Genomic DNA, 24,648 nt, shown 5'->3' on the forward strand with positions numbered 1-24,648 from the left:
CAACTATTGGGGGTCAGTTCAATTCAGCGGCTTTTGACTAGGGCAAATGCGTGTTGATTACGCTAGCTTCAAATCAAATTGATTACGGTACGTAACCATGTCTTCGATAGTGAGTACTGGCATGTTGTGTAAACGACCAAACGCGACGATCTCTGGTGCTTTTGCCATAGTGCCATCTGGGTTTGTCACCTCACATAGCACGCCTGCAGGCTGCAAACCAGCCATTTGCATCATATCGATAGTGCCTTCTGTATGACCACGACGAGTCATTACGCCACCAGGACGAGCACGTAGAGGGAATACATGACCAGGACGAGCTAAGTCATCTGGTTTTGCATTTGGGTTTGCTGCTGTTTTGATGGTTGTTACACGGTCAGCGGCAGAAACGCCAGTTGTTACGCCTTGCTTCGCTTCAATAGAAACCGTGAAAGCCGTTTGGTTTGCGCTGTTGTTGTTCACAACCATTGGTGGCAGTTCCAATTTGTCTGCTTGAGCGTCTGTCAGGCATAGGCACACAATGCCGCTGCACTCGCGGATCATCAGAGCCATTTGCTCATTAGTCAGGTGCTCTACGGAATAAATGATGTCGCCTTCGTTTTCACGATCTTCATCGTCAAGAAGAAGCACGCCACGGCCTTCTTTTAATGCGATAAGTGCGTTTTCAACGCGAGTAATTGGGTCGCCAAATTCGGCAAGTAGTGATGACTGATTCATGGTTAACTCCTAAATATCACCAGAATCAGGGCGGTATGAGGGATCGTCACATTCTATGCATGCAATGAGTTACCAACTGTAAGATGACACAAACCCACGCAATAAAAAATGCGATCCAAAAAGAAGTGCACCAGTGTTCATCAACACAGAACGTTGAGGAAACCGCTGGTGTTTTCTTATTCTCTTTCATCCGGACTATAACCGTCGGCTCTGGCATCTCACCAGATCTGCTGACCTCGACGAATCGAGCGCTCGCGGGCTCACTCAAAAGAGTATACCGCCGGTGGGGAATTTCGCCCCGCCCTGAGAACATTGAATCCAACCAATATGGTTAGAAGTAAAAAACTCCGACACTCAAATGAGTGGTCGGAGTAGAGATAGTACTGCGAACGCCTTGGCTTGAAAAGTAGATTGCAACTACTTGATGGAAAAGTGCGCTATCTGCTGAAGTGATCAGTTTTGATAAAGTGATCAATCTGCGCAGGTACATAGGTGTTGTAGATAAGACTAGTGTGAGTCTGTTTCGTCTCTATATGATCTTGCATGCCTTCTAAACGTGTTTCATCTACGGTCACTGTGCCATCAGACATTGTGTTGTCTTTGTGCATGAGAATCGGCCTTGCGCCAATGCCCATTGTGCCTGCGATGCTGCCGAGTTTTTGTGGGAAAGTCCAAACATCTTCGTGCTTGTTAAGGCCGTGATACGGTGAGTTACCAAGCATCGCACCGAATCCCAAATCTTGAATGCGAGTGACGATAGATGCGCCTTTCAGTGGCGAGCCAATTGCGATAACGTGGGACACCAGACTTGTCGATGGCTTTCTGTTCGCGAGGTATCGTTTAATCATCAAACCACCTAGGCTATGACCCACCAACACATTTGCAGTGAGTGGGTTGAGCGCATTGTCGATCGAATCAAACAGCGACTCTTCGTTAATTGAAACCGTGTTGTAACTCAATACTTGGGTCTCGTAGCCCAGTTTTCTCAGCTTTTGGCTAAGAGGCTGCATGACCAGCCCATGCATATAAAGACCATGTAAGATGATGATTTTCATAATACCTCCTAGATTTATGATGTTGATTTTATCCTACTAAATTCTCCATGAGACTACTGTCAGCGAATTAGCAAATCTTGCACTTCTTTTTGTAACAAATGACGATCTAACGTGGTTGGTTGCAATAGCTCACCAATATTGACTTCGATGCGAGACCAGAAACGAGTAGGGCGCTTCGTTAACGCATGTCCATTCTTGTGGCTGAAGAAAGAGCCCCATAAGCCTTTTAGCGCCATCGGAATCACAGGTACAGGTGTACGCTTTAAAATCTTCTCAACACCCGGTCGGAACTCGCCCAGTTTGCCATTTGAGGTCAAGCGACCTTCAGGGAAGATACAAACTACTTCATCGTTATTAAGCGCCTGCTCAATTTGTTCGAAAGCTTTTTTGTAAGTCTCTGCGCATTTGCGTGGCGAGCAGATTGGGATAACGCCGGCATGACGAAAAACATATTTAAGAGCAGGCAGTTCACTGATTGACTTGTCCATCACAAATCGAACTGGGCGGGTTGATGTACCCATTAGAATCAAAGCGTCTACATAGCTCACATGGTTTGCCACAATCAGTGCAGCGCCTTGTTCTGGGATATGCTGACGACCGGTTACCGAAACTCGATACAGACAGTGGCTCAGCAAGTAGCTAACAAAGCGCTGAGTAAACTCAGGTACTTGACGGTAAACGTAGATAGCCACGATGAAGTTACCGACGGCCAAAATGGCAAATAGCTCAACAATAGAGAACTCTAAAACACTTAACACCAAGATAGAAACAGCAGCGGAAGCGACCATAAACAGTGCGTTCATGATGTTGTTTGCCGCAATAGATTGAGCACATTCGCCTTCTTCTGAACGCGATTGGATAAACGCATAAAGGGGAACAATAAATACGCCTCCGCTTACACCAACCAAGAACAAGTCGGTCATTACTCGAATATGTGAAGATTGGGCAACAAAGCTTTGTACATCGTAATACTGACTTGGGAAAGATTCGATTGCAGGTACTGCCCATAGTAGGTCGGCACTGAAAATCGTTAAGCCCAAAATGCCAAACGGCAGAATACCCAGTTCAACTTGATTGAAAGACAGCTTTTCACATAACCATGAGCCTGTCGCGATACCAACTGAGAAAAGAGCCAACAACAGAGAAACCACAGTGCTGTCTGCAAATAGGTGTTCACGAGCAAAATTGGGGAATTGAGTCAGATAAGTCGCACCCATAAACCAGAACCAACTGATCGCTAGAATTGACATCCAAATACCGCGTTGTTTTTGTGCCAGTTTGAGTGTTTTCTTCAAACCAGTAATAGGTTCGAATTTTACTTTGTCATTTTTCTTACTTGGCAAAGAAGGGATGTTTGCGCTGCTTAAAAAGCCCAGTAATGACAGCGTAATCACAATGCAAGAGGCGATAAGCATACCATTTGGAATCGCAAGCAACAGACCTGCGCTTAATGTGCCAATCAGGATAGAAAGGAAAGTCCCAATCTCAACCCAAGCATTGCCTTTCACAAGCTCATCAGATTTTAGCGCTTGAGGAAGTAGAGCGTACTTCACAGGGCCGAAGTAAGCCGATTGAGTACCAGTCATGAAGAGTAGAACCAGCATTAGAATGGCACTCTGCGTCATGATAGACGTCGCAGCGCAACTCATGATCACTAATTCAATAAGTTTTAAGCGGCGGATTAACTTGGCTTTGTCCATGTTGTCGGCAATCGCACCAGCGTGGGCTGAAAACAGAAAGAAGGGAAGAATAAATAAGCCAGCCGCAAGGTTAACAAAGAGGTCGACCGACATCGGTAGTGAGTCAATTTGGCTGTAGGTTACCATCAACAAGAGAACATTCTTGTAGATATTGTCGTTCAGTGCACCAAGGCACTGAGTCACGAAGTAGGGGAAGAATCGTTTAGTGAGAAACATGCTGGCTCCGTAATTGCAAAATCGCGTTGAGATGGGAGCACTTTAAAGGTTGCGTTTTAGGAAGCCAGTGTGAAGAAAAGAGTTACGTTATGAGAAACCAAAAGTAACACTTTACGATACTTTTAGTTTCATAATTTTGTGATATCTCACTAATTGGTGCTTTCATGCGTTACGAGGTGAGCTTAGTGTCGAAACCAGACACTGAGCATTCTCAATGTGACAAACAGAATAAAACCAGAGAGTCCAATAAAGCCTAATGTCACCAAATAAAAGAACAGGTGCACCAAGCGAGCTTTCATTCGTTTGAAAAAAACGAGGCTCGGCGTAAGTTCAGGAACATGCTGAAAGCTTGAGATCATCACCCAAGCGGCAAGCGCCCACAACGCCGTTACGCCACTCGGAATAAGATAAGACTCCTTAACCATATCAGAAAGTTGCAAGAGCGTGGTAATGAACACCGCAAAACCACCAAAGGCAATGAGTATGAATAAAGGGAGAATAGGTCTTGCCTTGATCGATAGGCTTTTGAGTTTATCGAGCATCAGGAAGTCCCTATTTGCGTTCCCAAGGGTTAAACAACGGGAATGTCCAACGACGCATTGCAATCACCAGAGAGGTACCGTGCTTCTCGTTCATACCCAGTGAATCGTCGCTCTGACAGCTCTGATAAAACTCATCAATGACCTTTTGTAGCTTTTGCTGCATCTTTTTGTTGGTTGGCAAGCTCATTAAGCCCGTTGCCATCACTAGCTTTTCATCTTCAGCAGAGAAATAGCTCTGGAAGAAAGCTTCTTGAACTTGTTGCTGGAAGAAACGCTGAATAGGGCCACCTGTGTGCCACTTGAAAGTCGGGGAGATACGCAGACGAATCTTGTTGCCTGGCAGCAAGTCGATGATATTGAGGCGGTCGAGTTGGGCGAGCTTTTGTATCAGCTCTAACTCATCAAAGGTGTATTGATCGATGATTTGTTCGAAGCGATAACCATTGACCACACAAACCGCAACCAACAATAAGCCTTTATCATCAACCAGCTGTTTTTCTTGTTCTAGCGTGAGCGACTCGAGCCCTTTGTTGTGCGCTGCTGCCAGTTTAAATAACTCTGCCATTTCTAACCCAATCAGCTGACAGATACGCTCCAAGCGGTCGAGGCTGATTTGACTGCCTTCTGCCAATAAGCGTTTTACCGAGCCCTCGCTCAGTTCCAAGTGCTGCGCGACATCGACATAGTGTAAGCCAGATTGCTTGAGTTGGCGTTTGAGCTCTTTAATTAGGTCGTGACTTTCCGACATATTAACCTTCTACTTCTTGGCGCAACTGCTCTAGGTAAGACTGCATAAACGCTTTACGCTTCAAACCTTCTTCATATGCTGCTTTGGTGTTCATCGTCTCGACTATTTTAAACAATTTGGTTTGGAAATGATCGATGGTGAATCGTTTATCTTCCAATTCTCGATGCTCTGCAAACATGTCCTGTTCGTTATATAAGGCAGCATCAAATAACGTGCTCACTTGAATACAGCGTGTCACACCAATTGCACCAAGCGCGTCTAAGCGGTCTGCGTCTTGGACGACCTGAGCTTCCAACGTATTTGGTGTAATGTTGGCGCTAAAGCTGTGAGATTCGATCGCGTGGGCGATAGCGTCATGGTATTGAGCAGGATAGTCGATGCTTTCTAGAAACGAAATCGCTTTGGTCGCCGCAATCGTTGAGCTTTGTTTGCGGTTCGGGTGATCTTTTGGGTAAGTAAAGCAATCGTGCAGATACGCAGCAGGTAATACAACGGCTAAATCTGCGCCTTCTTGTTCTGCTAGCTGACGAGCGGTTTTGACTACGCGTTGTACGTGACTGAGGTCGTGAGCGGCATCAGTTTGCATCTCTTGCAGCATAAACTGTAGGAACTGAGGCTCAAATTGGCTGAGTTCTGCTAGGTTGAGTTGAGACATGGATTTCTTCTAAAAAATAAAGGCTTAGATAGAGTATGCCTAAGCCTTTATTAAATTACCAAATGAGACGTTGTTATTGAGATGTTGCGAAGAAAGCCTGGTTGTTTTATAGGGTGCGAGTGAATCGGAACGTTTGTACTTTTTGTTCTGCTCCGTCGATGTAAGCGTAGCTATCGATGGTCCAAACGTTTGGACCTGCAAAACCTAGCTCGACACGCACATCACCCGTCGGAATACCTTGGTAAATGACGTCGTTAATGTTCATCGGGTAGAAGTTGTAGCGATGGTTTTGTGATTGTTGTTCACCAGCAAAAGCAACCGATACATCTTTTGCTTCATTGGTCAGCGTCAATTGGTAGCCCGCTTGTGGATCGAACGTGAACGCGGCATTAAGGTCAACGCCTTGCGAATTGGTCACCTTAACATTTGCTTCTGTTGTTTTTGCTAGCGAGCCGTGTGCCGACAGACCTTCTAAACCTTTGAGGTTGCGATTGTGGTTCTGGATATTTACGTTCCAATCACCTACAAAGTTATCGATCTCTTGCCACTGTTGCGGGGCATTGGTTGCTGCTGTGTTCTGACCACCGTTAATACCACTAATCGCGTCATTGCGGCTGTCGTGGCGAATGTTGTCACGGTTATTGTGAATATCCGCGCCCGCACCTGCGACACCACCGGCGACACCACCCGCAACTGCGCCTTTCACGGCAAGCTCAGCATCCCCCGTCAAAGCGCCCATCGTCAGACCTAAAAGTGCACCACCTGCAGCGCCTTGTTTTGTTAATGCGTTTGGATCATCTTCTCCCGGAGTCACGCATCCTGCAAGTAGGGGAAGAGATAGCGCCGCGACCAATGTAGTTTTGTTGAAAATGTTCATGTATTTCACTCCGAGATGTTTGGTTCGAAGCTATTATTGAACGCTGTTTGATTAGGAATCTACTTATCTCGCTGATAACCGACAGTTATCACGCAAAAGTTTTGTTTGCTATAAGGCTCAAAATTTTTCTGTTTGGCTCGATTTGATGGAGGCAAAGAAAAGGGTCAACATTGCTGCTGACCCTAGGTTTTATTTTATTCTTTATTTTATAAGCACTAATTTTGACGTTGTTAGTGTTAAATCTGTGTTTGGGCGATTTGCGGCATTTTATTATAAAGCTCAACTAACTCCCTAACTTTAGTGTTTGTTACGAAGGAGTGCAAATATTTATTACGCAAATTGTCTATATTATGAAATTTAATTTGAATGCAATTCACAAAATTTCACATTCAAAAACACATTCAAACCATGAAGTGTCTCAAGTTTGAGCCCACCATAATTAGGATCTATCTTTCATGATCCAGATCAGTATTGATATCTCTTTAGAGGGATAGCATTCACGCGAAAATTGATAATTATAAATTGAGTCCGAGATATGCAGGATTTATATGAGCTAGAACGTAAGTTGGTGGAATACGGCGCAGATATGAAAGGCTTAAAGGTTGTACCTGCCATTGTTGATGAAGATGGCAAGGTTGTCTATTTAGGGAATACACCTTCGTTGCTAAGGAATGTCATTAGTTGCCGTAGACACCTAACACAGCGCGTGAAGAAATAAAAAAAAGGGTCTGATTCAATCAGACCCTTTTTTTGTTTAAAAGCTCAGTGATTAGCGTTTGTAAGTCACTTGCTCTTGCTCACCAAGGTGAATGTGTGTTGTCGCAGGCTGTGTTTCTGCAATCACTTTACCGTGACGAACAGAGTAACGAACTGGCACCTGACGACGTACTGCGTCAAAACAATTTTCTGCAGGAAGAATCAGTAAACTACCTGGCTTACCTGTTTCAATGCCGTGCTTGTCTTGAATGTTCAGTGTACGTGCTGAATTCGTGCTGATCAGATCCAGTGAGCTATTGATTTGGTCGTAACCCATCACCTGACACACGTGCAGACCCATATGCAGCACTTGTAGCATGTTTGCAGTGCCTAGTGGGTACCAAGGATCGAAGACATCATCGTGACCAAAACACACGTTGATGTTTGCATTCAGCATTTCTTTCACACGAGTCACACCACGACGTTTCGGGTAATCATCGAAGCGGCCTTGAAGGTGGATGTTCACCAATGGGTTTGCAACGAAGTTGATGCCAGACATGCGTAGCAGACGGAACAGGCGAGATGCGTAAGCACCGTTGTAAGAGCCCATAGCCGTTGTATGGCTTGCGGTTACCTTGTGGCCCATGTTGAACTTGTGCGCTAGCGCTGCAAGCGTTTCAACAAAGCGTGATTGCTCATCATCGATCTCATCACAGTGTACGTCGATCAAACGGTCGTATTTCTGTGCCAGTTCGAAAACGTAGTGTAGAGATTCAATACCGTACTCACGAGTGAATTCAAAGTGAGGAATCGCACCAATAACGTCAGCACCCAGTTGAACTGCTTCTTCTAGCAATTCTTTACCATTCGGGTAAGACAGAATGCCTTCTTGTGGAAACGCAACGATTTGAATGTCTACCCACTCTTTCATTTCTTCACGGACTTCTACCATCGCTTTTAGGGCAATTAGGGTAGGGTCAGAAACGTCAACGTGAGTACGAACGTGCTGCACACCGTTTGCAATTTGCCACTTAAGCGTTTGCTTCGCGCGTGATTTCACGTCTTCAATCGACAACATCTCTTTGCGCTCAGCCCAACGCTCAATGCCTTCGAAAAGCGTACCTGAAATGTTCCAGCTTGGCTCACCTGCTGTTTGCGTTGTGTCTAGGTGAATGTGAGGCTCACAGAATGGAGCGACAGCCATGCCGCCCTCTGCATCAAGCACTTCACCTGTGTAATTTAGTTCTACATTATTGTCTTCAATACGCTTGAATTGACCATCCTCAATCAAAATTTGCTGGAGACCTTCCTGTCCCTTTAGCGTTGCGTTCTTGATCAATAGTGTTGTCATGATGGTTCCTTACGCTGGCTGCTGTGCCAGTGTCTTTTTATTAAGAATAGGATTTAGAATCAGGTAGCTGATTGTGCCGCCTAGTACCGCATTCACAGGTACTACACCTGGAAGGAAGTGGCCTGCGGCAACACCAATCGCTACTGCGATAATGCCAGCCCAGTTAACCGTTTGGAACTCTGCTGCTTCGAAATTTGTGTAACGTTTACGGTTCATGAAGAAATCCGCAATGATTACGCCACCAATTGGTGGAATTGCAACCGATAGGAAGGTTAACCAGCCTACAAAGTTATTGTACAACCATAGTGCACACAATGTACCTACTAAACCGTTCGCCATTGAGATGTATTTACTTGGCAAACCAGTGATGTTGGAGAAGCCTAGACCCGATGCGTAAAGCGCGTTGTCGTTGGTTGTCCAGATATTCAAGCCAAGAACGATGATAGCTGGAATAAGAAGACCTTGCGCGATCATCACTTCTGAAATGTCCGATTGACCTGTTACCGCTGCACCAGCTGCGCCGAAGATGAACATCAGTGAGTTACCGATAAAGAACGCCACCATGGTGACCATCACTGCGCCTTTTGGCTTTTTGCCGAATCGAACGAAGTCTGCGGTTAACGTACCCGCACTGACAAATGAGCCCACTACCATAGCAAGAGCGACAGAGAAATCGATTGGTTGCGAAGGTTGTACTTTTTGAAGTTCTGCTACGCCACCAACGCTATTTACTGCTTCCACTACCGAGTAACCGCCTAGTAGGGCAATTGCTGGTACTGCAATCGCCGATAACACCATAAGTGCAGAGATACCAAAGTAAACCGTTGCGGTCATGAGTAGACCAGAAATGATGATAAGCGTGTTTGTATCGATGCCTGTTGCCTTGTTCACTGGAATCGCAAACATCGCTACGCCAACACCAAACCAACCAACTTGTGTGCCGCCAAGAAGTGCGGAAGGAAGCCAAGAGCCTTTAGAGCCAAAAGAGAAACGAGCAAGGAGGTGAGTAGAGAGACCAGTAGAAGCGCCGATGTAACCGAGGAAGGAAGTGTAAATACCGAGGATGAGGTTACCGATGAGAACAGCGAGGAAGAAATCGTCAAAAGAAAGGCCAGTACCGAGCGAACCGCCCGTCCACATACTTGCGGAGAAGAAAGTGAGTCCCAACATAACCATGGTTAATGAAGCAACGCCCTTTCTGGCACTGTTAGGAACTGGTCCTAGACTGTAGTTATTGTCTGCAGCCATTTTTACCTCCGCAAAGAAAATTAAAACTAATTATCGATCCCAACTTCTGGGCAAACGGCGCGTATTATCGTGATGTAAATCTCATAGTCAATGAGTTTTTTGTCATTTAAACGTTTACTTTACGCTTTCGTGATTTTAAGTCCTTTATAAACATAGGGTTATGATTTGTTTATGGAATGAAAAAAATTCCAGTTTCTACAATCTACGGTGGGTAAATATGTAATGAAATCGGTATCATTTGGTTTGTGGTGGTATTTAAGTTGATTTTGTATGTTTGCTTATGAATGTATGAAATGTTGGTTTTTTGGCATCAAAAGCAACCGTTTTCTTTTAGTGGGTGTTCTACTTTGTCCATAAATCAAACTTAAATTATGGAAGCTGAATGTAATTATGATGCCTTAGCGTTCAAATGTTGCTGAGTTGATTGTTTTAAGTGGTTTTTGTTTGTATTTTTCTTCATGTAATCGGTTGTATTTTTTTTGTTGGTTACGCGTTGGTCAATAGTGGAATGGTGAAATAGCGATTTTCTGATACAAAAGAAGATAGAAAGTAATGGAAACGAACTGGGTTGATGAGCATTTATGCCCGCCTAGAAAGTATTTTCTATGAGAGATAGTTGAGTTCTGAATGGCTGGGCCGGAAGTGAAGATGAACGTACAAAGTACAGATAAAAAAATAGCCAACCGCAAAGAGTGCGATTGGCTTATATACTTGTGAACAAAATTAAGTTCACTAACAACGTCAGTTGGCTAGGTGACCCTCGGCTTAAGAAGGGTCATCCATACTAATGCAGTTAGTGTGCCAACTTTATAACCGCCTAAAAATCGCGGTTTCTGTGACATAGGTTGCCTAAAATCTCTCATTTATTGCAAAATGCAATTTCGTTTTGCAATGTGTAATTATAATGCTAATGATGAATTAATTAACTAGAGCAATCGTTTTTACAACATTACTAGGCTTGCTGTTCCTAAAAAAGCGAAGAAGCCGACCACATCTGTCACGGTAGTCAAAATGACGGAACCAGCTAAAGCAGGATCGAGTTTCAATTTATCCAGAACAATAGGGATCAAAACACCAAATAGGGCTGCCGTTATGATATTTACGATGATAGCTAATGCGATGGTGCCGCCCAGTACGGTTGATTGGAACCATAAACCCGCCAGCCCACCGATGATCAGCGCCCAAAGTAAGCCGTTCAAAGAACCAATACCAAGCTCGTTTTTCAAGAGTGCAAAACGGTTACCCGGAGTGATCTGGTTTAACGCCATAGCGCGAATCATAAGAGTAAGTGTCTGACTGCCCGCGATACCACCCATAGAGGCAACGATTGGCATGAGAACGGCGAGAGCAACCACTTGTGAAATAACGTCTTCAAACAACCCGATAGTGACAGAGGCTAAAATAGCGGTTAGCAAGTTGATGCCCAGCCAAACCCCACGCTTTTGAGAGCTTTTTAATACCGGAGCAAATAAGTCATCGCCTTCATCCATACCCGTACCAGCCATTAAACGCGCTTCGTATATTTCACGCTGCGTGCTTAATGCAAATTGCCAATCCACTTCACCGATTAAGGTTTGGTCGGTATCCGTTACTGGCAACGCTGGCAGGGGGCTATGCTCCAACGCTTCTACGGCCTCAGACAATTCCATTTTACTGTCGAGTACTGTGACGGTTTCTATCGCTAAGGTTTTAAGGTGAACGTCTTCCTCACTACGCAAGATTTCATAGTAGTTCACCGCGCCACGAAACTGTTTCTTACGGTTGATGAGATACACCTGCTGCGGTGTGTCGTAACTGTAACGCTCCATTAGGCGTCGAGCTTTGCCAACCGTGATATTAAAAGGGAGAGTGATGATCTTACGCTCAGCCCAGCGGCCAAGTTCTTCGTCTTCGTATTCGTTGGCTTGATCGTAGAGGTCGAGTTCATCTTTCTCAATCAACTCTAACGCTTCATTGATAAACTCTTCAGGCAGAGAATCCGCCCATTCGATCAGAGATAAGTTATCTAGCTTGGCTAAGGTAAGCTTTAGCTCAACTTCAGAAAGTGCTTCGATGATCGAAAGACGTACTTCTGCACGCATTTCTGTTAGTACATCGATGTGCAACTCCATAGGTAATGCGCGCCACAATCTCACACGATCATCGATCGGAAAGGCTTCGAGAATCAGCGCAACCGCACCGGGTTCGAGGCCGCATTCGATAGAATCATTGAGAGCGGTGATTTGCTCCGCTTCTTCTGCTTGGACAATTTGTTCAATTAGAGTGGAAAGGTCTTGAAACTTACTCAACGAGCACCCCGACAGTCAGATTATTCTTATAGGCAGCGGATCAAGGTACTCGAAAGTAGCAGAAAAACAATAGCCTATTCGTCAATAATCTGTAGGTAAGGTGAGACCAGTTGGCGAATGTTTACTTTTGCGCCAATACGAGCGGCGAGCAAGTACATACCACCGATTTTTCTGTGCAGGAATAGTGCATCCGCTGGTGGGGTGTGCCAGTACTCTTGTTCCATGCTTAGAATGGTGCCGGCTTCTCGGAGTTTCTGAGCTAGGCCACTGGCTTTGAAGTCGTAAGGTTCATCAACCAACATGGGTTCACACGCCATTTTAACTAAGTCGAGAATTGCTTGGCGCTGTGCTGGCAGGATGGTTTGGCTGAAGAAGCCAATCTGTTCAAGCGCGCCATTCAAGCCTTGTTCGTCATTATTCACGACAGATGCAAAGGCTTGGCGGTAGCCAGTACTAAATTGTTCGCTGTATTCGCGAGTCGCCCCAAAGTCTAGCAAGCCGATTTGACGAGTGTTTTCGATATATAAGTAGTTAGCAAAGTTTGGGTCGGTTTGTACCATCTTGAATTCGAACAGTTCTCTGAACAGTAATTCGAGTAGGCTATGCATGACAAAATCTCGCGTACTCTGATCATAATGTTCGATTTGCTCAATCGGGCTACCATCAATGAATTCCATCGCGAGAACGGAATCGGAGCAACTTTCAGTATGGATCTTTGGCACAACAAAATGAGGGTGCTCTTTCAAAGCATCATGATAACGAATGGCAAATTGCGCTTCTCGTGCGTAATCGGCTTCATCATGCAGTTGATTTTTCGCTTCTTCGAGCAGTCCTTTGTAGTCGACGGACTCCGGAATCAACCCAACGACTTTGAGTAGTGTACCGACATTATCGACGTCGCTATCGATACTTTTTCTTATGCCTGGATATTGCACTTTGACGGCTAGATTATCACCTGCATCGCTGTAGGCCTGATGGACTTGCCCGATTGAAGCGCTGGCAATAGGTTTGAAGTTAAAGGAGAGGAACTCGGTTTTCCAGTTGGCGCCAAGCGAACCTTCCATAACACCGTTCAGTTGCTTCGCTGGCATTGGGTCTGCGTTGGAGCGAAGACGGGAGAGAATATCTGCGAGTTCAGGTTCAAGTACATCACCAGCATCCATTGACAGCATTTGACCGAGCTTCATTGCAGCACCACGTAAGTGCGCTAGCTGGTCGGTTAAGCGCGCAATGTTCTGCGGCGTCAGCAATAGGTCTTTAGCTTTTGGTTTGTTGCCTTTGGCAATCTGCTTGGTGCCTTCTGCAATTACGTTACCTGCGACACGGGTAGCAAGTGAAGCGAACTTGCTGAATCTTGAGATGCGATGTGTGGGTAGGCTTCTTTCCTTTGCCGACATGAATCTTCTCCGTTGTTTACTAACTAATTGTTATACGGGAAAAGTACGTGCTTGGATACAAATGAAAAGAAAACCGCCAGCGGAACTGGCGGCTTATTAGGGTCTGTTGACCTTTTGCGGTTAAATTTTGTTCGAGATAAAAGCGTTTTAATCGCGGCGAGAGGTTTGTAGCCTAGTTATTCTAAGCAAAATCCTCTCAACAAAGAGTAAAGCGCTTTTAGCCGAACCCTTCGGGCAGCGTTTGTGGCTCCTTTCTACTGCGTTATCGGCTTATCAGGTAGGGCAACTACATTTCAAAGCCTCTGCCTTGTATAAAGAATCCACAAACTGCTGCAAAAATCAGCTCAAAAGGTCAACAGACCCTAGTTTAGATAGAGTAGAAGAAGTACAGTTGAGACTTCATTCGGATGATGATCCCGCGAATCACATCTAAGAAAGCCATGAAGCCTATCGGTTTTTCACCGCTGACCCATGCGAGGCCAACAGAGCCAACAGGGATGTCGTAGCCTTCTGGCTCATCAATCTTAAGGCGAACAAAGTGGTGTTTGTTCTGCAAGTTTTTACCAGTTGTCACGCGAACAGAGTCATCGAAACCCATCAGGTTACCTTGTGATTCACCTGTCGCCTCAACAATACCTTCGACGGTTGCTGAGAAGATCTTACCTGGATAAACCGAAGAGGAGAATTCCGCAGGTTGACCCGGTTTGACGTTACGAATCGCTTGGTGATTTACTCGCATCAGTACGTACTTCTCGTTGGTGTACATATTGATACGTGGCATCGCCGATACACGCTGACCCTCACGGAGGATAAAGTTTGTCACAAAGCCATCGCTTGGTGCGTGCACTTTGGTGCTGTTTAAGTCCCATTGTGCTTTTGCAATTTGCTCATTGGCTTGGCGTAATTCTGCTTGCTTAGTCTCAACCGCTAACTCCGCTTTATGAATCGCCAACTTTGCACGTGAGATATCGACTTGTTTCTTCTTTATTTGAGATTCAAGCGTCAACACGTTATGGCGAGCCATATCGACAGTGCTCGATTGTTTATCAATGTCGCTTTCCGTGATGGTGTTTTGCACCACTCGGTTTTGCTCAACATAACGATCGAGCATCTTTTTCTGCAATTTGTGGTCAACTTTCGCTGCTTCCAACTGACTCTTTGATGTTTCTAAATCTTGAACAAGCGCTTCATGGTTCGCTTCTTCTATGGCGATGTCACCTTTCGCTGTTGCCAGAGCCACTTTGGCAGAGTCCGCCGATACACGTGCTTGATTCAGTGCGATTTCATATTGCGTTGGGTCGAGTTCGTAAATGAGCTGACCTTTCTCAACTTGTTGATTTGGCTTGATGTATATGTGGTCAACTTTGCCCTTCACGTTAGTTGAATCTGGGCGCAATTGAACATGAGGAGATTGCACCACTGAACCGCCGGACAAATCCATCGGAGTGAAGTTAATCAAGCCCACCCATACGAACATCAGCCAACCCAAACCGCCAAGGTAAGCGAACGATTTGGTCGCTTTGTTCCAAGGCATACCGACTAAACGGAGCAGATAGATGAAGAGTGCCCATACCGCTAAACCTTCTAACATTATGCCTCCTCTTGTGGCTGCGTTTCTGTTTGCGGTTTACTTTTCCATGTATCACGCAGATTGATGATGGCTTTTTCCATATCAACGAATGCAAAGATCACGGCTAGCACCCATACCCAGTGCCAGACAAATCCTATCCAGGTGAGGGCAGTGATAAGCCCTATCTGATGATGGTCCTTGCTGTGCGCCTTATTAATAGGCAACTCATGGATTTTCCAAAAGCCGTAACACGCGCCTGCAACACTCGCGATTAAAACGACGGCAGCGACAACATGTAACGCAGTATCTGCGCCTGTTCCGACAAATGGGACACTCAGTAAACTCATTAAACACTCCTCTATCAAACTGTCGGCTTATTTTGAGCAGGAATTGAAATGGATGAGTCTTTGTGACACATTCAATCACTACAAGATGAATTTTGATGTGATTGGTTATGAAAACAGTTCGATTCATTCGCGCGATGGGCATTTTAAACATGCATAACCTTGCGTTATCTAAATACAATTTGACGTCTGATGAGCTTGGGATTCCGTCTTCAGTCTTCCATAACCCTATGACCTTGATTCCGTTGAAAGCGGTCAGTGAATGGTATCAACGGATTGAAAGGATGAGTGGTGATCCAGACGTAATATTGAATGTCAGCCGAGATATCGATTTGCAAAAACTTGGACCTGTTGGGCGTTGGTTGTTTTCTGGTAATGATCTAGCCAGCACGATTCGACGTGTGAACTATGGCGTGAGTAACCTTCAGTCTGGGGCGTTCTTTGCTGGAGCACAATCGGGCAAGATCATTAAGTGGACGTACGACAATCCCTTTATTGATACCAATATAAAGGTTCACGATAGTATTCGTAGCGCCATTTTTATGATTAAAATTCTTCGAGAATTTCTAGGTAAAGATTATAAACCGCTTCGCGTATTGGTTTCTGGTTCAAGGAAGAATCATGATTTGTATAAAGATTATTTCGGGTGCGATATCGATTGGAGCCAACCCAAGACAGAAATATGGATTAACGGTGATGACCGTCTTGCTTCTCGGCAGGTAACTCATCGTGAAGACAACCGTTTAGCGATGAGCTTTTCCGACTTGGATGATTTGCTCAATATGCCCGATCCAGAAGATGAACTGAAAGTGATATATGAAGTGGTGCACTACAGCAGTCATTACGGGTTACCAACGTTAGAGCGAGTATCTTCTCTGCTTGGTTTATCTGATCAGCAGTTTCAACGCCGTTTGCACAAATTAGGGCTCAACTTCTCGACGGTATCAGGCTATGTATTGAGTAATGTTGCGGCAGGGTTATTGAGCAAACGCGTGAGTATTGATGATATTTCTGTACGCCTTGGTTATACCAATGTGGCGAGTTTCAATCGCATGTTCAAAAAACATCGTGGGCTGACGCCAAAGCAGTACGCGGCGCGCCTAGAAAAATAGCGTGACAAATCATGTATTAACAAAAAGCCCTCTAGGTTGAGGGCTTTGGTTCTTCTATGTTGTTAAGCGCTTATTCTTCGGGACGCCAGCTCAGTGCACTCGCAACGGCACCAATAGCCACCACGTCTTTTTGTTGATCGTTAAGCTCTGGAAGCATTTGCACTGCGATTGTACCGTTGGTTTGTACCGCAGCAATTTCTTGTGTGCCTTGCTTGAAGCTGTAACCCAATGGAATATCTACCGCCATCATTGAATCAGGGCTTGTGTGCACGGTTTCTACGTTGAAATGCGTGTTGCCAACGCGAACGCTGCCAGTCTCTTTCTTTTCTAGACTGATATCGATCAGTGCCGATTTTGGCTTCATTGCAAACTCACCGACTTTGACACCGTCTTGGGTGATTTGGCATGTGTAAGGGTCGTTTCCACCAAAATCAACACCCATGTAGTTCACTGACATACCACCACCTGTGCAGCTCAGTAACCAGGTTTCGCCGCTGTCTATGCGAGTCACTTCTGCACCCATTGCGCCTTCTTTGAACGAGATGCGATTGAACCAGCTTGAGTTCGAAGCACTGCGCGAGTATTTGCCTTTGTACTTACCGGCAAAATCAAATCGACCATCGGCTCCGAATCCCCAAAAATCGCCGTCGGTTTTTACTAACATTTCTGGTTGCGCTTTTACTGCATCAGTACGATCCATGACGGCAAGGCCACCACAGCCAACAAGGAATAGGGGAGCAAGTAGAGTAAGTTTCTTCATGTTTTTCATTGTTTATAGCTTCGTTACGTCTAAAGTTTGGTCGGTGAATTTGATATTTTGGATGTCGTACAACTCATCAGAGCCTGTGCTAGGACACTCAACAGTTACATTCTTCGCTTTGATAACGATACATTCCGCCAGTTTGTGTGGCACGATGTAGGTGTTGATGCCTCCTTCACCGTAAATACTGTTATCTTTGTTGTTGCCTTCGAAGGTGTTGTCTTGATCGTTACCGATGACATTGATTGCTTGGTCGCCAACGATCTTTACCTTTGTGAGCCACTGAGATTTGTAGGTGTATGCTTCTACCAAATCGTCTTTGTTTGGTGCCATACGGAAGGTAGGCACTGTGCCTGGATTCGTCTTCTCCGTGTAGAGTTTGACGCCAGCAGAGTCGATGTTCGCGGTGTATTGCAAATATCCGTGGAATAAGCCGCTAATCCAATCAACCGCTTGCGGGTCTTGGCTTTGCATTTCCTCACGCGTTAAAGCTTGGTAGCCGTCTAGGCCTTGCCCGTTTGCTTTTGCTACACCCATGTAAGCTTCAAAAGCAGCAGCAAAATATTCATGAGAGTAAGAAGGGCCGGTTTTCTTAACACGCTCCGGGTCGAAGTCGTCCGACTCCCAATCTTCCCAGTCTCTTTGTGTAGGACGCCACACGGTGGGCTTGCCAGCTTGCATATCGGAATAGATACTCAGTGCATGTGCTTGAATGCCGTTTTGCAGTGACGAAGTCGACGCGTTAGGCGCAATGCCTTGCGCTTGAACCAAATGTAGAATCTCTTCAAAAGCAGCGTCTCGGTCAGCATGCTCACCCAGATTAGCGCAGTAATCGGCAAAGTTGCTCATGTAATGGCAATCGCCTTCAACGGTCAATTCGCGATACATTAAAGATTGACTGTTCATCAACCAGTTTGGTGTGTCTGCGCTGTTCATTAAGGTTGTTGCAATCGAATCGATAAGTGAATCTAAGTCCTCTTCGCTAAGTGCCATCATGCCTTCCACAAACTTTTCTAAAGAACTGGTATCAAAAGTGTGCGTTAGACCTGAATCAGCAATTGCGTGGTTCAACTTGTCTTGACGAATAAGCTCACTGACGAAAATTTTTGTCAGCATCTCATCATTTTGATCGTCGTTTTTAGTCAACATCAATGTCGCGTCACGTGCTGCTAATGTCTTAGCGATGCGAGATTTGTCGGTACCGTATTTAGAATTCGGTTGGTTTGTGAGTAGGTGCTGGATAATTTTTGCGGCACGAAAGATTTTTTCATTGTTCACACCATCGTCAACCGCAACAATATGAAATGCATCATCATTGTTGGCTTCAGAAAGCGAGATTTTTACATAGTGGGTGAAGCCAGCATCAGCAGCTACCTTCAACTTAGTAGGAAACGCTGTAGAAACGACATTAGGGATGATAACGGTGTTCAATACCGGGGCTGGTGGCGTAGTCGTTGTCGATGTTTTCGAGCTGGAGTCACTACCACCGCAAGCCGTAAGGCTTACCGCGCACAATATTGCCAAAGGGGATAATTGAGCGAATTTCATTTTTTGTATTACTCACTGACTGAAGATTCGCCCGAGAATCTATGAGTAACAGGAATTTCTGTCTATATGGGCAAATGAAGTCATAACTGTTAGGAATGAATTCTTGTAAGGTTTTTAATTCGACTAATCTAAAATAATAATGGATTTATATGTTGAATTTGTATTAATTTTTAGCTTAAAAATCTTTTTAATTCTAATTATTTGGTTGGTAATTCCATTTTCGGTTTTATTAGCTATGCGTGTTTTTATAAATGTATGGTTTGTAAGTGTTTGTAAGGCATTTCTTGTAGGAAAAAGTGTCAATAGAGTGGGTTGCACCCTACAAATCGGACGATATACTTCTTCTGTTTTATAGATGGAGTGAATAAATCATGGTTAGCAATAAAATCTTGCTCGTAGAGGATGACTCTGAGATCGCTCGACTAACCAAGATGTATCTAGAAGCAGAAGGCTATCTTGTCACTATTGTTGATGATGGCTTGAATGCGTTAGACAGCATCAAAGCGTTTAAACCTGATTTAGTCTTACTCGATCTTATGCTTCCCGGTAAAGACGGCGCGATGATTTGCCAAGAAGCGCGCGGTTTTTATCAGGGCGTTATTATTGTGTTGACGGCAACTGATGATGAAATGAGTGAAGTTAGCCTGCTCAAATTCGGTGCTGACGATTACTTAACCAAGCCGATTAAAGGCAATATCCTTCTCGCTCGCATTGAAGCTGCTCTGCGTCGGTATCGTCGTCAAGTGGACATGGTTGAAACCGTGGAATTAAGCCGTTACGGAATTGACTTGTGTACTCGCCGTTCTAAAGCTTTCTATTTGGAACAAGATATAGACTTAACTGACTCTGAGTTTGAAATACTCGAACTGTTAATGCTTAACGTTGATAAACCTGTCTCGCGGGAATCTTGTTGTCAATTAGCAAGAGGTATCGAGTATTGCATTACTGATCGTTCGATTGATATGCGAATCTCTTCCTTAAGAAAGAAGTTTTCCAAAGCCCATATTCATACTGCTACCATTAAAACTGTCCGTAACCGAGGTTACATGCTGACGGGTAAATAACGATGTTCTCGACGTTTACTCGTTTATACGTAGGTATCATTTCTGGGTTAGCTCTGACGATCACTTTGTTCATTTTTATGGGTGAAGAGTTCATGCGTAAAACGGAAGTGGGGATATTTCTCGAAGACGGTGCTTACTTTGTTGATCAGTACATAGAGCAACGTGGGACAGAAGACTCGCTTTACAAAAACCTCACCGAAAAAGGAAAACAAGATTTCTTTATCTTCGACCTGACTTTGCTTCATGATTGGGATGGCTCAGCACCGTGCCACCATTGCGAATTGTTGTATCACTTACAAGGTATTCCCGTTTATTTGGTTGATGATACGTTGTACGCCGCCGTTTTTCCTCTGCCCAACACATCAGAAAGCTTAGTCTTTAAAGAGAAAGGTGATTTTTTCAGTCCCGATATAGATTGGGACGAGGATTCAGAGATCATCTTCGTCGTAACATTGATTATCGCCGTGATTCTTAGCTTAGGCGTGATGGTTTATATTCCGGTTCGAAAGTTGGAAAATCAGATTCGTCATTTAACTGCGACTCAACAACAGTTTGGTGCGGGAGAACTGAGTAAGCGCGTTGAGCTAAAGGATTTCTCCGCTCCAATACGCGAATTGGCTTGTGGTTTTAATACCATGGCGGAAGACATTGAAAGACAGGTTCGACAGAGTGTGATTTTCACTCAAGCTATTCCTCATGAAGTGCGTACACCATTAAGCCGTATTCAGCTCGCGACCGATTTAGCACGACGTTGTGAGGGGGCGCAGCAAGCTGAATTGCATGATGATATTGAACGGTATGTCGACGTAGTCAACCATCTCACCTCCGATATTGTGATGTTATCTCGATTGAATTCGAATAATCATTTGATGAACGAAACGTATGAGTTGGTGCACTTACCTCAATGGCTAAAACATCGACTGCACTATCATGATTTAGGGGCAGTGCTGTTGTTGGCTGAAGAAGCAAAAGAAGACCCTATGATTGGTTTGCAACCGACGCTAGGAAATTTGGTTATTGATAACTTGCTGCAAAACGCCAAGCGATATGGTGACGGTAAAGTGACTGTGACGCTGAGACAGGTTGAGCATTTTTGGATAGTTGATATTGAAGATGATGGGCCTGGTATACCAGAAGAGAAAAGAGAGGAAATATTTTTGCCGTTTTCTCGATTGGATAAAAGCCGTAACGCTGATATCAAAGGATTCGGGTTGGGCCTCGCGATAACAACCAGCGCCGCGAGGCTGCTCCACTGGGATCTTTCTGTTGGAGAAAGTCACTTAGGTGGCGCGCGATTTACCGTGCTTATTCCGACCAGCGATTAGGGTAGGCTTGGCGGTAATCGGGCGATTGAATACCCTCATATAAATCGTTACACGGTTCAAGTGGGCCTACAACCGTTCGGTACGGTAATACGCCAGCCCAAACGGGAATATCCATGTCTTCTGAATCGTCGTTGACGCCAAAATTGCTTATTTTTACCGATGCTTCGGTCAGTGGAATACGCAGTAGCATGGTGGCTTTGAGTTCTTTCTCATTACTCAAACGAACTTCTTCCGTTCTCCCCGGAGCGATCTGTTCGATAAAGTGATTCAGTAACCTGTCTTTCTCTAGGTTATTCTCCACCATCTCAAATTGCCCAAAGACCACGGCACTACGATAATGCGCGCTATGGTGAAACGTACTTCGAGCCAATACCCAACCATCAAACAAAGTAAAGGTAAGGCACGTTTGCACTCCTTGTTTGAGTGAGCGTAACAATCGACTGTTGTTGGCACCATGGATATACACGTAATCATCGACACGCCATGCCAACATGGGGATGACTACAGGGCCAGACTCGTTTGTTATTGCAATATGAGCGATCAGGCTTTCATCTATGATGGCGTGCAGTTTGCTAACATCAGAGACGGTTTTATGTACGCCTTTCTTAATTTCCGTTCTATTAGTATTGGATAACATTTTCTCTCCTTATTTGCTCCTCAATCTTTGATTGCAATGTAGCGTTTAACTGGTAGCTTAAAGAGAGCCAGTTTTAACTAATGGATGGATCCAGTTTGTCTTTGATTGATATCGGTGACCTGCATTTCAAAGAAAGTGATGGAACGCGTCAGCAAGCGTTGTTTTTTGCTATCCGCGAGAAGATTGTTCAAGGATTGTGGGCGAAGAATGGCAAGCTACCCTCTACACGAAAACTATCACAAGAGCTTAATCTCAGCAGGAATACCGTGATTTCTGCCTACGAGCAGCTAGTGGCGGAAGGGTATTTGAATAGTCAAAAAGGTTCAGGCTTTTATGTCGCCGTAGAATTGCCTGAACAATACCTGCCTGAACCGCGTCTAAAGAAGATGGATTCATCACCGAAAACCAACTTTGATATTAACCGTGCATTTGCTCCGGGGGTGCCTGATTTGGAGGCGTTTCCGATGGCGCAATGGCAAAAGTTACTTGCTCGCCATCTCTCCCGATCCTGTTTGCTCGGCAATCAAGATATTCAGGGCAGTTGGGTATTACGCTGTGCTTTAGCTGACTACCTTGCATCAAGCCGCTCAGTGAATTGCTCCCCAGAGCGCATCATTATTACCTCTGGGGCTCAGCAAGCGTTGTCGATTGCGACGATGGTTGTTCTCAAGCAAAGTGATAAGGTTCTGATGGAGCAACCGGGCTACGCACAAATGCGTAAGTTGATTCAATTTCAGCAGTATCAATTTGAGCCTTTGTTCGTACGAGAGAAACTAGGTTTTGATGTGGAAGCGGTGATCACAAGTGATGCCGATGCGCTGTATATCACCCCAAGTAATCAATATCCGATGGGCACCACACTCAATACCGAGCAAAGAGGAAAGATCATCAACTGGGCAGTTGAGCAATCACGTTGGATCATCGAGGACGATTATGACAGCGAATTCCAGTTTGCTCATCGCCCCTATACCAGCCTACAAGGGCTAGCGGCTCAAATGGGTCGAGATGATCGCGTGTTGTATGTGGGTTCTTTCAGTAAAGTGATGTTTAACGGATTGCGGCTTGGCTACCTTGTGGTTCCTGAACGTTTAGTGGAACAATGTTTGGTGGTTAAAGATGCGTTAAGTGGTGATTCACCTACGCACGCACAAGAAGCGTTGGCAGATTTTATCACTGAAGGTGGGTTATTGCGTCATATCCGAAAAATGCGCCGACTGTACAAAATTAAGCATGAACAAATGTGTTTGGCGGTTGAAAAGCACTTTGGCGATAGAGTTGCGGTGATCAGTCAGGCTGCTGGTCTCCATATTACTTTAAAGTGGCAGCAGGGAATTGATGAACATGAATGGACGCAGCGCGCTCAGTCAAAAGGTATTGTGCTGCGTCCGATGAGTTTTTATGAGCATTCAGGTTTTAGAACGCGAGATTGGCAAGGCGCTGTACTAGGCTATGGCAATGTCGCGTTAGTAGATATTGATGCGTTGGTTGAGCAACTCTCTCAGTTGTTTGAATAAGGAGTAGGGTCTTATTCAGTTACCCGTCTAATGTGCTTTTTTCGCCATTGCCTCCACGGTAAAGAGAGCACGACAAAAATAGTAACAGCGTAAAGCATAGACCAACCTAAACAAATGAATACCGCGGTGCACAACACAAGAGAAATGCCCGCGAGGATCTTTCCCCAACCTTGTAGCAATTTGTAAGCAGCAAGCATTGCCAATAGATAGACCAGAACAAAAATACCATTCGCGAGTTTGAGGAAAAACTCCAGATCTAAACCAGATAGTGACCCAATAACGCACGAAACTAGCAAAATAACACCAACAACGAGAGTGGCATTTGCGGGTACACCGCGCACAGATACCCTTGCAATCGCACTATTTGGTTTATGTTCTCTTGCTTGCGCCCAAACCATTCGAGAAAGGCTTTGCGTATAAAGGTTTACGCTGGCAAAGCATGCAGAAAAGCCAACCACGCTTATTATCCATTTAGCGTTTTCACCAAATAGGTGGGCGCTCAGCCAAGGGATCGATGCGCTATCGAATTGGGTATTGCCATAAGCCCCAAACTTTAGAATGACGACAGAACATGCCCAGTAAGTGATTCCTGCAACAAAACAACCAACGATGATGGCAATCGGGAAGTCCCGTTGTGGGTTTTTAAACTCTTCGCCCATATGAGCAAAAGCTTCTATTCCAACAAAACACCAGAACATCACGCCCAAAGCCGCTGCAATCGACCACGTTGAATCCATCGTAATGACAGGCATGGTTAAATCGACAGGACCAACATCGCCTTTCCACAGAAATGCACCGACCAGAGCAAAAATGCTCAGTGCGATGATGGTTTGTAAGCGACCTGATGATTTGGTACCGAGCAAATTGACCACCATTAACAGAGCGACCGTGAGAATTTGAGCGAAAAGGTGATTACTAATGGACTCTGGTAACAGTTGTTGTAAAAAGCCTGCAGCAAGTGCGACAGCAGCAGGCACACCAACAGGAATAACGCTAACGAACAACCACGCCACGCTGCTTTCTAGCTTACTATTAAAGGCTTTACGGACGAAAAATGCTGTACCACCAGCACTTGGATAGCGTTTGCCTAACTGAGCGAAGGTAAGCGCGATAGGGCAAATGGCAATGAATAAAATAATCCAAGCCCAAAGTGAGAAGTGACCTGCAATGCCAGCGGTAATCGCTGGGATCATAAATAGACCCGTGCCCATTAAGGTAGTTGAGAGCTGACCGATTCCGGATATCAGCGTAATGTCTTTTTTGAGTTGTTCCATAACGACCTCTGAA

22 protein-coding genes and 1 riboswitch are annotated in these 24,648 nt (G+C 44.9%); of the genes, 5 read left to right on the top strand and 17 right to left on the bottom strand.

Features of this window, described 5'->3' with window-relative positions; translation table 11 throughout:
• Window positions 1–57: 57 nt before the first annotated feature.
• From ribB to BCT11_RS20380, 7 genes are all read right to left on the bottom strand, one after another.
• A complete protein-coding gene (gene ribB / locus BCT11_RS20350) occupies window positions 58–714 on the bottom strand; it encodes a 3,4-dihydroxy-2-butanone-4-phosphate synthase (RefSeq protein WP_102389129.1) in 657 nt (218 codons plus the stop codon).
• 174 nt (window positions 715–888) lie between these two features.
• Window positions 889–1,029: riboswitch (FMN riboswitch) on the bottom strand.
• Between the two features lie 122 nt (window positions 1,030–1,151).
• Complete coding sequence (locus BCT11_RS20355; protein ID WP_038867319.1) at window positions 1,152–1,769, bottom strand: cob(I)alamin adenolsyltransferase/cobinamide ATP-dependent adenolsyltransferase; 618 nt, start codon at window positions 1,767–1,769, stop codon at window positions 1,152–1,154.
• Window positions 1,770–1,828: 59 nt separating this feature from the next.
• A complete protein-coding gene (locus tag BCT11_RS20360) occupies window positions 1,829–3,685 on the bottom strand; it encodes an MFS transporter (protein WP_102389130.1) in 1,857 nt (618 codons plus the stop codon).
• A 182-nt stretch (window positions 3,686–3,867) separates the two neighbouring features.
• Window positions 3,868–4,227, bottom strand: coding sequence for a hypothetical protein (locus tag BCT11_RS20365; protein WP_102389131.1), 360 nt, complete (start codon window positions 4,225–4,227; stop codon window positions 3,868–3,870).
• 10 nt (window positions 4,228–4,237) lie between these two features.
• A complete protein-coding gene (locus tag BCT11_RS20370; RefSeq protein ID WP_102389132.1) occupies window positions 4,238–4,975 on the bottom strand; it encodes a helix-turn-helix transcriptional regulator in 738 nt (245 codons plus the stop codon).
• A 1-nt stretch (window position 4,976) separates the two neighbouring features.
• Window positions 4,977–5,630 carry an HD domain-containing protein gene (locus BCT11_RS20375; RefSeq protein WP_042604950.1) on the bottom strand — a complete coding sequence of 218 codons (654 nt, stop codon included), beginning with the start codon at window positions 5,628–5,630 and terminating at the stop codon, window positions 4,977–4,979.
• Between the two features lie 106 nt (window positions 5,631–5,736).
• A complete protein-coding gene (locus BCT11_RS20380; RefSeq protein ID WP_042604951.1) occupies window positions 5,737–6,507 on the bottom strand; it encodes a hypothetical protein in 771 nt (256 codons plus the stop codon).
• A 535-nt stretch (window positions 6,508–7,042) separates the two neighbouring features.
• Here BCT11_RS20380 and BCT11_RS20385 point away from each other — a divergent pair.
• A complete protein-coding gene (locus BCT11_RS20385; RefSeq protein ID WP_009704791.1) occupies window positions 7,043–7,225 on the top strand; it encodes a hypothetical protein in 183 nt (60 codons plus the stop codon).
• A gap of 51 nt (window positions 7,226–7,276) precedes the next feature.
• On the opposite strand, the gene BCT11_RS20390 is transcribed toward BCT11_RS20385, so the two are convergent.
• The 6 genes from BCT11_RS20390 to BCT11_RS20420 all read right to left on the bottom strand — a co-directional run bounded on the left by BCT11_RS20390 (window position 7,277) and on the right by BCT11_RS20420 (window position 15,404).
• Window positions 7,277–8,554, bottom strand: a complete 1,278-nt coding sequence (locus BCT11_RS20390) for a cytosine deaminase (protein ID WP_102389133.1) — start codon at window positions 8,552–8,554, stop codon at window positions 7,277–7,279.
• A 9-nt stretch (window positions 8,555–8,563) separates the two neighbouring features.
• On the bottom strand, window positions 8,564–9,802 hold the full coding sequence (codB, locus tag BCT11_RS20395; protein ID WP_102389134.1) for a cytosine permease: 1,239 nt from the start codon (window positions 9,800–9,802) through the stop codon (window positions 8,564–8,566).
• Between the two features lie 941 nt (window positions 9,803–10,743).
• Window positions 10,744–12,090: a magnesium transporter gene (locus BCT11_RS20400; protein ID WP_102389135.1), complete on the bottom strand. Its 1,347-nt coding sequence runs from the start codon at window positions 12,088–12,090 to the stop codon at window positions 10,744–10,746.
• A gap of 74 nt (window positions 12,091–12,164) precedes the next feature.
• Window positions 12,165–13,487 (bottom strand): AarF/ABC1/UbiB kinase family protein, encoded by a 1,323-nt coding sequence (locus BCT11_RS20405; protein WP_061034513.1) that lies wholly within the window; start codon window positions 13,485–13,487, stop codon window positions 12,165–12,167.
• 367 nt (window positions 13,488–13,854) lie between these two features.
• On the bottom strand, window positions 13,855–15,078 hold the full coding sequence (locus BCT11_RS20415) for a biotin/lipoyl-binding protein (RefSeq protein WP_038867336.1): 1,224 nt from the start codon (window positions 15,076–15,078) through the stop codon (window positions 13,855–13,857).
• On the bottom strand, window positions 15,078–15,404 hold the full coding sequence (locus BCT11_RS20420; RefSeq protein WP_005433326.1) for an MFS transporter: 327 nt from the start codon (window positions 15,402–15,404) through the stop codon (window positions 15,078–15,080). Before BCT11_RS20420 ends, BCT11_RS20415 begins: the two co-directional genes overlap by 1 nt.
• Window positions 15,405–15,511: 107 nt before the next feature.
• Here BCT11_RS20420 and BCT11_RS20425 point away from each other — a divergent pair, with 107 nt between their 5' ends.
• Window positions 15,512–16,513, top strand: coding sequence for an AraC family transcriptional regulator (locus BCT11_RS20425; RefSeq protein ID WP_038867338.1), 1,002 nt, complete (start codon window positions 15,512–15,514; stop codon window positions 16,511–16,513).
• A gap of 70 nt (window positions 16,514–16,583) precedes the next feature.
• On the opposite strand, the gene BCT11_RS20430 is transcribed toward BCT11_RS20425, so the two are convergent.
• Both BCT11_RS20430 and BCT11_RS20435 read right to left on the bottom strand, forming a co-directional pair.
• On the bottom strand, window positions 16,584–17,273 hold the full coding sequence (locus BCT11_RS20430; protein WP_102389157.1) for a hypothetical protein: 690 nt from the start codon (window positions 17,271–17,273) through the stop codon (window positions 16,584–16,586).
• Between the two features lie 12 nt (window positions 17,274–17,285).
• Entirely contained in the window at window positions 17,286–18,821 is a 1,536-nt protein-coding gene (locus BCT11_RS20435) for a hypothetical protein (RefSeq protein ID WP_102389136.1), read from the bottom strand.
• A 371-nt stretch (window positions 18,822–19,192) separates the two neighbouring features.
• Between BCT11_RS20435 and BCT11_RS20440 the strand changes: the two genes are divergently transcribed.
• Together BCT11_RS20440 and BCT11_RS20445 are read left to right on the top strand one after the other, a co-directional pair.
• Window positions 19,193–19,885 (top strand): response regulator transcription factor, encoded by a 693-nt coding sequence (locus BCT11_RS20440; protein WP_102389137.1) that lies wholly within the window; start codon window positions 19,193–19,195, stop codon window positions 19,883–19,885.
• A 2-nt stretch (window positions 19,886–19,887) separates the two neighbouring features.
• Window positions 19,888–21,210 carry an ATP-binding protein gene (locus tag BCT11_RS20445; RefSeq protein WP_039974975.1) on the top strand — a complete coding sequence of 441 codons (1,323 nt, stop codon included), beginning with the start codon at window positions 19,888–19,890 and terminating at the stop codon, window positions 21,208–21,210.
• Here the strand turns inward: BCT11_RS20445 and BCT11_RS20450 are convergent.
• Complete coding sequence (locus BCT11_RS20450) at window positions 21,191–21,847, bottom strand: pyridoxamine 5'-phosphate oxidase family protein (RefSeq protein WP_102389138.1); 657 nt, start codon at window positions 21,845–21,847, stop codon at window positions 21,191–21,193. The two genes, BCT11_RS20445 and BCT11_RS20450, sit on opposite strands and share 20 nt — an antisense overlap.
• 80 nt (window positions 21,848–21,927) lie before the next feature.
• Between BCT11_RS20450 and BCT11_RS20455 the strand changes: the two genes are divergently transcribed.
• Window positions 21,928–23,361 carry a PLP-dependent aminotransferase family protein gene (locus BCT11_RS20455; protein ID WP_102389139.1) on the top strand — a complete coding sequence of 478 codons (1,434 nt, stop codon included), beginning with the start codon at window positions 21,928–21,930 and terminating at the stop codon, window positions 23,359–23,361.
• Between the two features lie 11 nt (window positions 23,362–23,372).
• Here the strand turns inward: BCT11_RS20455 and yjeH are convergent, their stop codons facing one another.
• The gene (gene yjeH, locus BCT11_RS20460) at window positions 23,373–24,635 is read right to left on the bottom strand and encodes an L-methionine/branched-chain amino acid transporter (protein ID WP_102389140.1); all 1,263 of its coding nucleotides are present in this window, start codon (window positions 24,633–24,635) and stop codon (window positions 23,373–23,375) included.
• Between the last annotated feature and the right edge of the window lie 13 nt (window positions 24,636–24,648).

The sequence above is a fragment of the Vibrio sp. 10N.222.52.B12 genome, assembly GCF_002875385.1.
Classification (GTDB): domain Bacteria; phylum Pseudomonadota; class Gammaproteobacteria; order Enterobacterales; family Vibrionaceae; genus Vibrio; species Vibrio jasicida.

What these genes read in the sequence shown, in the direction of transcription:
- ribB (WP_102389129.1), bottom strand. Translation starts at nt 714, where the DNA reads ATGAATCAGTCATCACTACTTGCCGAATTTGGCGACCCAATTACTCGC.
- BCT11_RS20355 (WP_038867319.1), bottom strand. Translation starts at nt 1,769, where the DNA reads ATGAAAATCATCATCTTACATGGTCTTTATATGCATGGGCTGGTCATG.
- BCT11_RS20360 (WP_102389130.1), bottom strand. Translation starts at nt 3,685, where the DNA reads ATGTTTCTCACTAAACGATTCTTCCCCTACTTCGTGACTCAGTGCCTT.
- BCT11_RS20365 (WP_102389131.1), bottom strand. Translation starts at nt 4,227, where the DNA reads ATGCTCGATAAACTCAAAAGCCTATCGATCAAGGCAAGACCTATTCTC.
- BCT11_RS20370 (WP_102389132.1), bottom strand. Translation starts at nt 4,975, where the DNA reads ATGTCGGAAAGTCACGACCTAATTAAAGAGCTCAAACGCCAACTCAAG.
- BCT11_RS20375 (WP_042604950.1), bottom strand. Translation starts at nt 5,630, where the DNA reads ATGTCTCAACTCAACCTAGCAGAACTCAGCCAATTTGAGCCTCAGTTC.
- BCT11_RS20380 (WP_042604951.1), bottom strand. Translation starts at nt 6,507, where the DNA reads ATGAACATTTTCAACAAAACTACATTGGTCGCGGCGCTATCTCTTCCC.
- BCT11_RS20385 (WP_009704791.1), top strand. Translation starts at nt 7,043, where the DNA reads ATGCAGGATTTATATGAGCTAGAACGTAAGTTGGTGGAATACGGCGCA.
- BCT11_RS20390 (WP_102389133.1), bottom strand. Translation starts at nt 8,554, where the DNA reads ATGACAACACTATTGATCAAGAACGCAACGCTAAAGGGACAGGAAGGT.
- codB (WP_102389134.1), bottom strand. Translation starts at nt 9,802, where the DNA reads ATGGCTGCAGACAATAACTACAGTCTAGGACCAGTTCCTAACAGTGCC.
- BCT11_RS20405 (WP_061034513.1), bottom strand. Translation starts at nt 13,487, where the DNA reads ATGTCGGCAAAGGAAAGAAGCCTACCCACACATCGCATCTCAAGATTC.
- BCT11_RS20415 (WP_038867336.1), bottom strand. Translation starts at nt 15,078, where the DNA reads ATGTTAGAAGGTTTAGCGGTATGGGCACTCTTCATCTATCTGCTCCGT.
- BCT11_RS20420 (WP_005433326.1), bottom strand. Translation starts at nt 15,404, where the DNA reads ATGAGTTTACTGAGTGTCCCATTTGTCGGAACAGGCGCAGATACTGCG.
- BCT11_RS20425 (WP_038867338.1), top strand. Translation starts at nt 15,512, where the DNA reads ATGAAAACAGTTCGATTCATTCGCGCGATGGGCATTTTAAACATGCAT.
- BCT11_RS20430 (WP_102389157.1), bottom strand. Translation starts at nt 17,273, where the DNA reads ATGAAGAAACTTACTCTACTTGCTCCCCTATTCCTTGTTGGCTGTGGT.
- BCT11_RS20435 (WP_102389136.1), bottom strand. Translation starts at nt 18,821, where the DNA reads ATGAAATTCGCTCAATTATCCCCTTTGGCAATATTGTGCGCGGTAAGC.
- BCT11_RS20440 (WP_102389137.1), top strand. Translation starts at nt 19,193, where the DNA reads ATGGTTAGCAATAAAATCTTGCTCGTAGAGGATGACTCTGAGATCGCT.
- BCT11_RS20445 (WP_039974975.1), top strand. Translation starts at nt 19,888, where the DNA reads ATGTTCTCGACGTTTACTCGTTTATACGTAGGTATCATTTCTGGGTTA.
- BCT11_RS20450 (WP_102389138.1), bottom strand. Translation starts at nt 21,847, where the DNA reads ATGTTATCCAATACTAATAGAACGGAAATTAAGAAAGGCGTACATAAA.
- BCT11_RS20455 (WP_102389139.1), top strand. Translation starts at nt 21,928, where the DNA reads ATGGATGGATCCAGTTTGTCTTTGATTGATATCGGTGACCTGCATTTC.
- yjeH (WP_102389140.1), bottom strand. Translation starts at nt 24,635, where the DNA reads ATGGAACAACTCAAAAAAGACATTACGCTGATATCCGGAATCGGTCAG.